The sequence below is a fragment of the Intrasporangium sp. genome, assembly GCF_030452765.1.
Lineage (GTDB): Bacteria > Actinomycetota > Actinomycetes > Actinomycetales > Dermatophilaceae > Intrasporangium_A.
Window position 1 is genome coordinate 1 of record NZ_JAKDLO010000196.1, and the last position, 7876, is coordinate 7876.

Annotated in this window: 8 protein-coding genes; 1 reads left to right on the plus strand and 7 read right to left on the minus strand. The window is 71.0% G+C overall.

Annotated elements, in window-relative coordinates; translation table 11 throughout:
* From L0H79_RS18850 to lipB, 5 genes are all read right to left on the minus strand, one after another.
* Nucleotides 1-518, minus strand: a 518-nt coding sequence (locus tag L0H79_RS18850) for a DUF4191 family protein (protein ID WP_301486182.1), incomplete at its 3' end; no start/stop codon positions are given.
* A 5-nt stretch (nt 519-523) separates the two neighbouring features.
* Nucleotides 524-1549 (minus strand): lipoyl synthase, encoded by a 1026-nt coding sequence (lipA, locus tag L0H79_RS18855; protein ID WP_301486183.1) that lies wholly within the window; start codon nt 1547-1549, stop codon nt 524-526.
* Nucleotides 1550-1655: 106 nt separating this feature from the next.
* Complete coding sequence (locus L0H79_RS18860) at nt 1656-2681, minus strand: ABC transporter permease subunit (RefSeq protein ID WP_301486184.1); 1026 nt, start codon at nt 2679-2681, stop codon at nt 1656-1658.
* A complete protein-coding gene (locus L0H79_RS18865; protein WP_301486185.1) occupies nt 2678-3649 on the minus strand; it encodes an ABC transporter ATP-binding protein in 972 nt (323 codons plus the stop codon). Before L0H79_RS18865 ends, L0H79_RS18860 begins: the two co-directional genes overlap by 4 nt.
* A gap of 51 nt (nt 3650-3700) precedes the next feature.
* Entirely contained in the window at nt 3701-4360 is a 660-nt protein-coding gene (lipB, locus tag L0H79_RS18870; RefSeq protein ID WP_301486186.1) for a lipoyl(octanoyl) transferase LipB, read from the minus strand.
* Nucleotides 4361-4498: 138 nt separating this feature from the next.
* Here lipB and L0H79_RS18875 point away from each other — a divergent pair, with 138 nt between their 5' ends.
* A complete protein-coding gene (locus L0H79_RS18875; RefSeq protein ID WP_301486187.1) occupies nt 4499-6010 on the plus strand; it encodes a serine/threonine-protein kinase in 1512 nt (503 codons plus the stop codon).
* Here L0H79_RS18875 and L0H79_RS18880 read toward each other — a convergent pair.
* Complete coding sequence (locus L0H79_RS18880) at nt 5988-6896, minus strand: TIGR01777 family oxidoreductase (protein WP_301486188.1); 909 nt, start codon at nt 6894-6896, stop codon at nt 5988-5990. The two genes, L0H79_RS18875 and L0H79_RS18880, sit on opposite strands and share 23 nt — an antisense overlap.
* A gap of 14 nt (nt 6897-6910) precedes the next feature.
* The coding region (sucB, locus tag L0H79_RS18885; RefSeq protein ID WP_301486189.1) for a 2-oxoglutarate dehydrogenase, E2 component, dihydrolipoamide succinyltransferase at nt 6911-7876 on the minus strand (966 nt) is incomplete at its 5' end.

Sequence of the window (7876 nt, forward strand, 5' to 3'; positions counted from 1 at the left end):
GGTCCAGCCGGGGCCACGGGCGCGTCGGCTTTCTTCTCCTGGGCGTCCTTGTTGGGGGCCGGGGGGCCGCGGCCCTCGCCGACCAGGACGACGCCGGGTCGGCCGAGGGCCCGGTAGACCATGGCTGCGGAGTTGACGTCGCCAGGCCGGGCGACGTCGGCCGCGACCGGCTCACGGTCGGTGTACCAGCCCTTGCGGATCGAGGTGAGTGCCGCGCCGGCCGCGCCGGCCTGGCCCTCTATCGAGCGATAGGCCGCCCGTTCCGCGCGGCGGCTCATCACGATCGTCGCGGCGAGGATCCCGAAGAGGACACCGGTGATCCCGAGGAAGACCGGGCTCTTCAGGAAGAAGCCGACGATGAGGAAGACCGCGACCACGGCGAGGAAGCTGAGCAGCATCCACCACCCGATGTTGGGGTCGGTCTGCTTCGAGACCTGGTAGACCTGCTTGATCTGGGCGATCCGCCCGGGCTTCTTCTCTTTGGGCGAGCGCGAGCCGCCGTCGGTCTTCCGTGCCATACGCCTCAGGATACGGCTCGGCTCGCCCGGGCCACCAATGACGAGGCCTCCTGACGGGCAGGAGACTGAGCCGCCTGGGCAAGATGGGCCAAGTGCTCCGGGATGGGGCGGCCCCAAGTGGTCATCGCGGTCGCCCAGAGCCGGCCGGCCCGGTACGAGGACCGGACCAGAGGGCCGGACATGACCCCCTTGAACCCGGTCTCCGTGGCGACCTCGGACCAGTGCACGAACTCCTCGGGCCGCACCCAGCGGTCGATCGGGTGGTGCAGCTTCGAGGGCCGGAGGTACTGGGTGATCGTCAGGATGTCGCATCCCGCCGAATGGAGGTCTGCGATCGCGGCCTCGATCTCGGTGTCGGTCTCGCCCATGCCGAGGATGAGGTTGCTCTTCGTGACGAGCCCGGCCTCGCGGGCCATCGTCAGCACCCGCAGAGAGGTGTCGTACGTGAAGGCCGGGCGGATCCGCTTGAAGATCCGGGGGACGGTCTCGAGGTTGTGGGCGAACACCTCCGGGCGTGCATCGAAGACCTGCCCGACCAGCTCGGGCCGAGCACCGAAGTCAGGGGGCAGGATCTCGACGCCGGTGCTGGGGTTGAGCAGGTGGATCTGCCGGATCGTCTCGGCGTAGAGGCTCGCCGCACCGTCCGGCTGGTCGTCCCGGGCGACGCCGGTCACCGTCGAGTAACGCAGCCCCATCCGGCGCACCGACTCGGCGACCCGCCGCGGTTCGTCACGGTCTAGCGACGTGGGTCGCCCGGTCGCGATGTCGCAGAAGTCGCAGCGACGGGTGCACACGTCACCGCCGATGAGGAAGGTCGCCTCGCGGTCCTCCCAGCACTCGAAGATGTTCGGGCACCCGGCCTCCTGGCACACGGTGTGCAGGCCCTCGGACTTCACCATCGACTGAAGCTCGGTGTAGGCCGGTCCCATCGACGCGGTGGCGCGGATCCACGCCGGCTTGCGCTCGATCGGCGTCTCGGCGTTGCGGGCCTCGACGCGCAGCAGTCGGCGGCCCTCGGGTGCGACGGACACGTGATCTCCTCGAAGTGGCGGCGGTGCTCCTGGACAGCCTACGCGGGATGCCGCTCACCCCGCCCATCCTCGAACGGTCCGTTCGCGGGTGTGCAGGTCGCCCTGCCTAGCTCACGTCGCGGCGGCGGAAGAGCCAGAGCGCGACCGCGACGAGGGCGGCCATGAAGACCGACAGGTAGACCCAGCCGTGGGTGTAGCTGAGGGTCATCTGCTGGGACTGGCAGCCCTCGGCGGTGCACTGCTCGGTGAAGTAGGTCGTGCCGCGCTGGATGAACGCCTCGAGGTTCTTCAGCGGAAGCCACGGGACGAGCCCCCCGCGACCGAGACCCTGCGCAATGATGCCCTCGACGACGATGCTGTAGCCGAGCACGATGGCCACGACCGCCCCGGTGTTGCGTACCAGGAGTGCGAGAGCCACCCCGGCCACTGCGGCGATGACACCGACAAGCAGACAGCGCAGGAGCATCTGGGTGACCGAGTCACCCGGACCGGTTGCGGTGGGCAGCTGCAGGGCCGGGTCGGGTCTGTTGACCTGGCTGACCACCCAGGCACCGAGAACGGTCAGCGCGAGACCGAGGGCCGCGATGGCGGCGCCCCCGGCCGCTGCTGCAACCAGCTTGCTCGCTGCGACGCGATGCCGGCGCGGCTCGAAGGTGAGCCACGTGCCGAGCGACCCGGAGGAGAACTCAGCGCCGACGAAGCTCGCTCCGAGGACGAGCGCGAGGAAGGCGTAGAGGGCCGCGTTGGTCGCCGACAGGCTCACCGTGAGCGCTCCGGCCTGCGGCGACTCGAGCCCGAGGTCCTGCGGTGTCGGTGGGGTCATCTCGGAACAACCGAGGTCGGCGTCGGCATCGCCGCTCTGGCGTGCCTCTGCCTGGGCCCGCTGACAGTCCCTGAGCATCTCGGGGAACTGTGCCGAGGTCTGCTGGTAGTCCCTGAGCTGCTGTTCGAGGTTCGCCGAGGAGGTCGCCTGGTAGGTGCCGTAGACCGTCATCCCGGTGAAGAGGACAGCCAGGACGAGGAGGGCCTTCGTCAGGCGGCGCCACCACAGGCGACGCAGCTCGACGGCGACCAGTCTTGCCGCAGATGTCCCCGTGGGGCTGGCCCCGGTGGTGGTCAGGCCGGCGGTCATGGGGCACCACCCGTCGTGTCGTCGAGTCCCGCGCCGGCTGGGACGCCTGCGGACTGACCCGCGTCGAGGCCGCTCGTGCTCGTCAGGCGCAGGAACGTCGCCTCGAGGTCGGGTCGCAGCGGGGTCAGCTGGTGGACGAACAGGTCGTGTGCGGCGAGGGTGCGGCAGATCAGCTCGCCGTCGTCGGTGGTGACCCGCAGGAACGCTCCGTCGGCCTCGGTCGGCAGTCCGCGCTCGCGCAACACCTCGGCAGCGCGATCCGGGCTGGCGACCCCGACCCGGAACTGGGTGCCTGCACCGAGCAGGTCCGCGACCCGGCCCTCTGCCAGCAGCTCACCCCGGCCGATGATCGAGACTGTGTCGGCGATCTGCTCGACCTCGGCGAGGATATGTGAGCTGACGAGAACCGTCTTGCCCCGGTCGCCGAGGGCTCGCATCGTGTCCCGGATCTCGCGGATACCCGCTGGGTCGAGGCCGTTGGTCGGCTCGTCGAAGATGAGCAGGTCCGGGTCCTTGAGCAGCGTCGCCGCGATGGCGAGGCGCTGCTTCATCCCGAGGGAGTAGCCGGCGTAGCCGTCGTCGGCGCGCTCGCGCAGGTGAGTCGCCTCGAGCACCTCGTCGATACGCACCCGTTGGGTGCCGATCACATCGGCGAGCAGGCGTAGGTTCTGTCGGCCGGTGAAGGCGGGGAAGAACTTCGGCGACTCGACGATCGCCCCGACGCGGTCGATCACGGCGGGCAGGTCGTCGGGGACCCGCTGCCCGAAGATCCACGCCTGGCCAGAGTCCGGGCGGATGAGGCCGAGCAGCATCCGGATCGTCGTCGTCTTGCCCGAGCCGTTGGGCCCCAGGAAGCCGTGCACGCCGCCGGCGGGCACGGTCAGGTCGAGCCGCTCGACGGCCACCTGCCTTCTGCCCCGGTGGCGGTAGGTCTTGCGCAGCCCGACGGTGCTGACAGCGGCATCCATGGCCCCCCGCTCTGACGGTGATGACGGCAGCGTAGTGGCGCCCAGCCTCGGTCAGGCAGGGACGCGCCGACTCGGTCGGAGGCTCGGCAGAATGTCTGCGAGGTGCTTCTCGACATGGGGGAGCACCTCGGTGACCGGCACGTCACGCTCGAGCTCGTAGGACAGCGACGTGACCCCGGCACCGACGATGCCGCAGGGGACGATGACCTCGCCCCAGGACAGGTCCGGGTCGCAGTTGAAGGCGAAGCCGTGCATCGCCACCTGACGGCTCACCCGGATGCCGATAGCCCCGATCTTGCGTCGAGGGCCGCGGTCGTCGGCGGCGATCCAGGTGCCGCTCTGGCCCTCGGACCGGCCCGCCGTGACCCCGAAGTCGGCGCAGACCCGGATCATCATCTCCTCGAGCGCACGGACGTAGCCGATGACGTCGATGGGCGCGGGCAGCCGGATGATGGGGTAGCCGGTGATCTGGCCCGGTCCGTGCCAGGTGATCTTGCCGCCCCGGTCGACGTCGATGACCGGGGTGCCGTCCTTGGGCCGCTCGTGGGGCTCGGTGCGCTTGCCCGCCGTGTACACCGGCGCATGCTCGAGCAGGTACACGGTGTCGGGCTCGTCGCCGCTGACGACCTTGGCGTGTGTCCGTCGCTGGATCTCCCAGGCCCGCTGGTAGTCGACGAAGTCGGGGCCGAGGCCGAGGTGCACGAAACGCATGGCGCTCAGGGTACGCCAGCGGTCCGGGCCGCCCTGGGGTGCTGGAGGGTGTGCCAGAGCCACCCGGAGGACGGACCGGTCTCGGCAGGCTGTGGATGACGGAAGACGTCACGACCGTCGATTTGCCACGATGGTGGCGTGGACGAGGACAGCACCGACCGCCCCGTGGTGCCGGGGCACGACCTGCTTCACGTCATCGGCTCGGGCTCCACCAGCGTCGTCTGGTCAGCGGTCGACGCGACCGGCCGGCCGGTTGCGGTCAAGGTGCCCCGCACCGACGTCGATCCAGTAGCCGTGCGCGAGGCCGAGATCGAGCGGCACGTGCTCATGGCGGTGCGCCACGAGCACATCGTGGCACTGCGCGATGTCGTCCCCCTCGCGGACGGGCGAGTGGCCCACGTCTTCGATCTGGTCGTCGGTACGACCCTGGCATCGCTCGTCGCGAGCCGCGGGCACCTGCGGCCCGGGGAGGCGGTTACCGTTCTGACCCCGATCGCGCAGGCCATCGGCTGCCTGCATGCGGCAGGTGGCACCCATTGCGACGTCTCGCCGGGCAACGTCATGCTCACCGCCGACGGCCGGCCACTGCTGGCAGACCTCGGCGCCGCACGACTGGCCGGCGCGGGAGCAGGCGCGGTCGTCGGGACAGCCGGCTTCACCGCCCCGGAGGTGCGCTCCGGGGGCCGGCCCACCGAGGCGAGTGACGTCTTCTCGCTCGGGGCGCTTGCCTGGTACTGCCTCACCGGCAACGGTGCTCCCGACACCTTCATGCGGCTGTCCGACGAGACGGTCCGCAGCCATGTCGGTGCCGAGCTTGCCGAGGTGGTGCGTCGGTGCATCGACCCGGACCCGGAGGCCCGCCCGGCCTCCGACGCCCTGCCGACGCTCTTCTACGGGGCGGTCGGGGCCGAGCCGGTCGAGGTCGTCGTCGGTGCTGACGCGGCGGCGGCGCTGACGCACCGGATCCGGGCCGAAGCGGCCGCGCAGGCCGCGCCGACGACCGAGCCGGCCGGGCCGTGGTTCAGGCGGGTTCGCATCGAGCCGCCCCGGTGGTGGCCTCGCCTGGCCGTGGTCGCCGCCGTTGCGGGCCTGGCTGTCGCGCTCGGCTGGCTCACCCACCTGGGCCTCGTCCCAGGAGCACGGGCCTCATCCGATCCCGTCCCGGCAGGGGGGCCTCCCGTGTCCAGCACCACAGCGCCACGCAGCAGCGTGCTCGCCCCGGCGCCCGACCACACGTCGTCACCACCGTCAGCGCGACCGAGCCAGCCGGACGCCCGCGCGCTTCTCCAGGGTCTCACCGACCGGCGGGTCGCGGCGCTCGTCGCCCGGGAACAGGGCTCGCTCGCCGACGTTCATCGACCGCAGTCGCCGTCCTGGCGGGCCGACGCGGCCGTCATCGCCGACCTGCGCAGCGCCCACCAGCGCTACTCAGGCCTGCGGATGAGGGTCGTGGAGGCGGACTTCCTCGACCGCTCCGCGACGCGCACCGTCGTTCGCGCTAGTGTCGCGGTAGCGCCGTATGACCTCGTCGACAGGCAGGGTCGAGCCGTCTCGAAGGGTGCCGATGAGGGACGCCCCCTCGACTTCCACCTGATCCGCACCGACGCCGGCTGGCGGATCGAGTCGATCACCGATCCGCGAGCCACGTGACGGCCGACGCGAGGTCTGGATGCTCGAACGTGAAGCCGCTCGCGAGCAACTGCTGCGGCTCGACGAGCTGGCTGTCCAGGATCCGGTCGGCGAACTCCCCGATGACCAGGCGCAGGGCAGGACGAGGCGCGGGCACGAGCGCGATCCGGTGCAGTGCGCCGGCGAGTGCCTGGGCGATCTCCTGCTGTCGGTGCGGCTCAGGGGCTGCCGCGTTGACCGGGCCGGTCAGCTCGGGGTGGTCGAGCAGGTGGGTGATGGCGCGCACCTCGTCGACCAGGGTGATCCATGGCCACCACTGCCGGCCGGAGCCGAGCGGTCCGGCGAGCCCGAGTCGAGTCAGGCGCAGCAGCGGTCGGAACGCGCCGCCGTCGGGTGTCATGACCAAGCCGCTTCGGATCACCGCCACCGGGACCCCGGCGGCAGTGGCGGGTCGTGTCGCATCCTCCCAACGGGCGACGACCCCGGAGAGGAAGTCCGCGCCGCCGTGGCTCGCCTCGGTGAGCACTTCGTCGCCCCGGTCACCGTAGAAGCCGACGGCCGAGGCGTTGACGAGCCGGACCGGGCGTTGCATCCGCTCCTGCAGCCGCGCCAGGGTCTGTGCGACCGCGCCGGTCGCATCGACCCGGGAACGCTCGATCGCCGCCTTGTGTGCCCCGGTCCAGCGACGGGCGTTGATCCCTATCCCGGCGAGGTTGACGAGGGCATCGACGCCCGCCAGGGCGTCCGGCGGGAGGTAACCCGACGACGGGCTCCACCGCACTTCGTCGGGGGCGGCGGCAGGCCGGCGGACCAGCCGGACGATCTGGTCGCCGCGGCCGAGCAGGTGACGGCACAGCGCGCCGCCGATGAGGCCGGAGGACCCGGCGACGGCGACGCGCTTGCTCATGTCGCTGTCACGCCTCACACATCGAAGTGGCCGTCCTCCAGGCGGGCCTTCATCGTGGCGAGGAACCGGGCCGCATCGGCTCCGTCGACGACCCGGTGGTCGTAGGACAGGGCGAGGTACATCATCGAGCGGATCGCGATCGTCTCGCCGCCCATGGCGTCCCCGACGACGACCGGCCGCTTGACGATGGCACCGGTGCCGAGGATCCCGACCTGCGGCTGGTTGATGATCGGCGTGTCGAACAGCGCGCCGCGGCTGCCGGTGTTCGTGATGGTGAAGGTACCGCCGGACAGGTCATCGGGGGTGATCCTGTTGGTGCGGGTGCGTTCGGCCACGTCGGCGATGGCCCGGGCCAGGCCCCCGATGTTGAGGTCGCCGGCGTTCTTCACGACCGGGACGATGAGGCCTTTGTCGGTGTCGACCGCGATGGACAGGTGCTCCGCTCCGTGGTAAACGATATGGTCGCCCTCGACACTGGCGTTGAGGTTGGGGTGCTCCTTGAGCGCCTCGCAGGTGGCCAGTGCCAGGAAGGGCAGGTAGCTCAGCTTGGTGCCCTCGCGGGCCTCGAAGTCCTCCTTGGCCCGGTCACGGATGCGGGCGATCTTCGTCAGGTCGACCTCGACCACCGTGGTCAGCTGAGCCGAGACCTGGAGGGACTCGACCATGCGCTGGGCGATGACCTTGCGTAGGCGCGTCATCTTCTCCTGGGTGCCGCGCTTCGGCGAGACCTGGACCGATGTCGGCGCCGCGGGCGGTGCGCCCGGCGATGGGGCCGCGGGCGTCGGGATGGCGGGCTGGGCTGCCGGCTGTCTCGCGGCCTCGGCCGCGTCGAGGACGTCCTGCTTGCGGATCCGCCCTCCGACTCCGGTACCCGCCAGAGCGGAGAGGTCGACGTTGTGCTGGGTTGCGAGCTTGCGAACCAGTGGTGTCACGTAGGCAGCCGCGTCTCCACCGTCTGCCTCGCTCGCGGCCGGGGCCGG

Excerpts from the sequence above, each read along its gene's own strand:
- L0H79_RS18860 (WP_301486184.1), bottom strand. The coding sequence starts at position 2,681 with ATGACCGCCGGCCTGACCACCACCGGGGCCAGCCCCACGGGGACATCT.
- L0H79_RS18865 (WP_301486185.1), bottom strand. The coding sequence starts at position 3,649 with ATGGATGCCGCTGTCAGCACCGTCGGGCTGCGCAAGACCTACCGCCAC.
- lipB (WP_301486186.1), bottom strand. The coding sequence starts at position 4,360 with ATGCGTTTCGTGCACCTCGGCCTCGGCCCCGACTTCGTCGACTACCAG.
- L0H79_RS18880 (WP_301486188.1), bottom strand. The coding sequence starts at position 6,896 with ATGAGCAAGCGCGTCGCCGTCGCCGGGTCCTCCGGCCTCATCGGCGGC.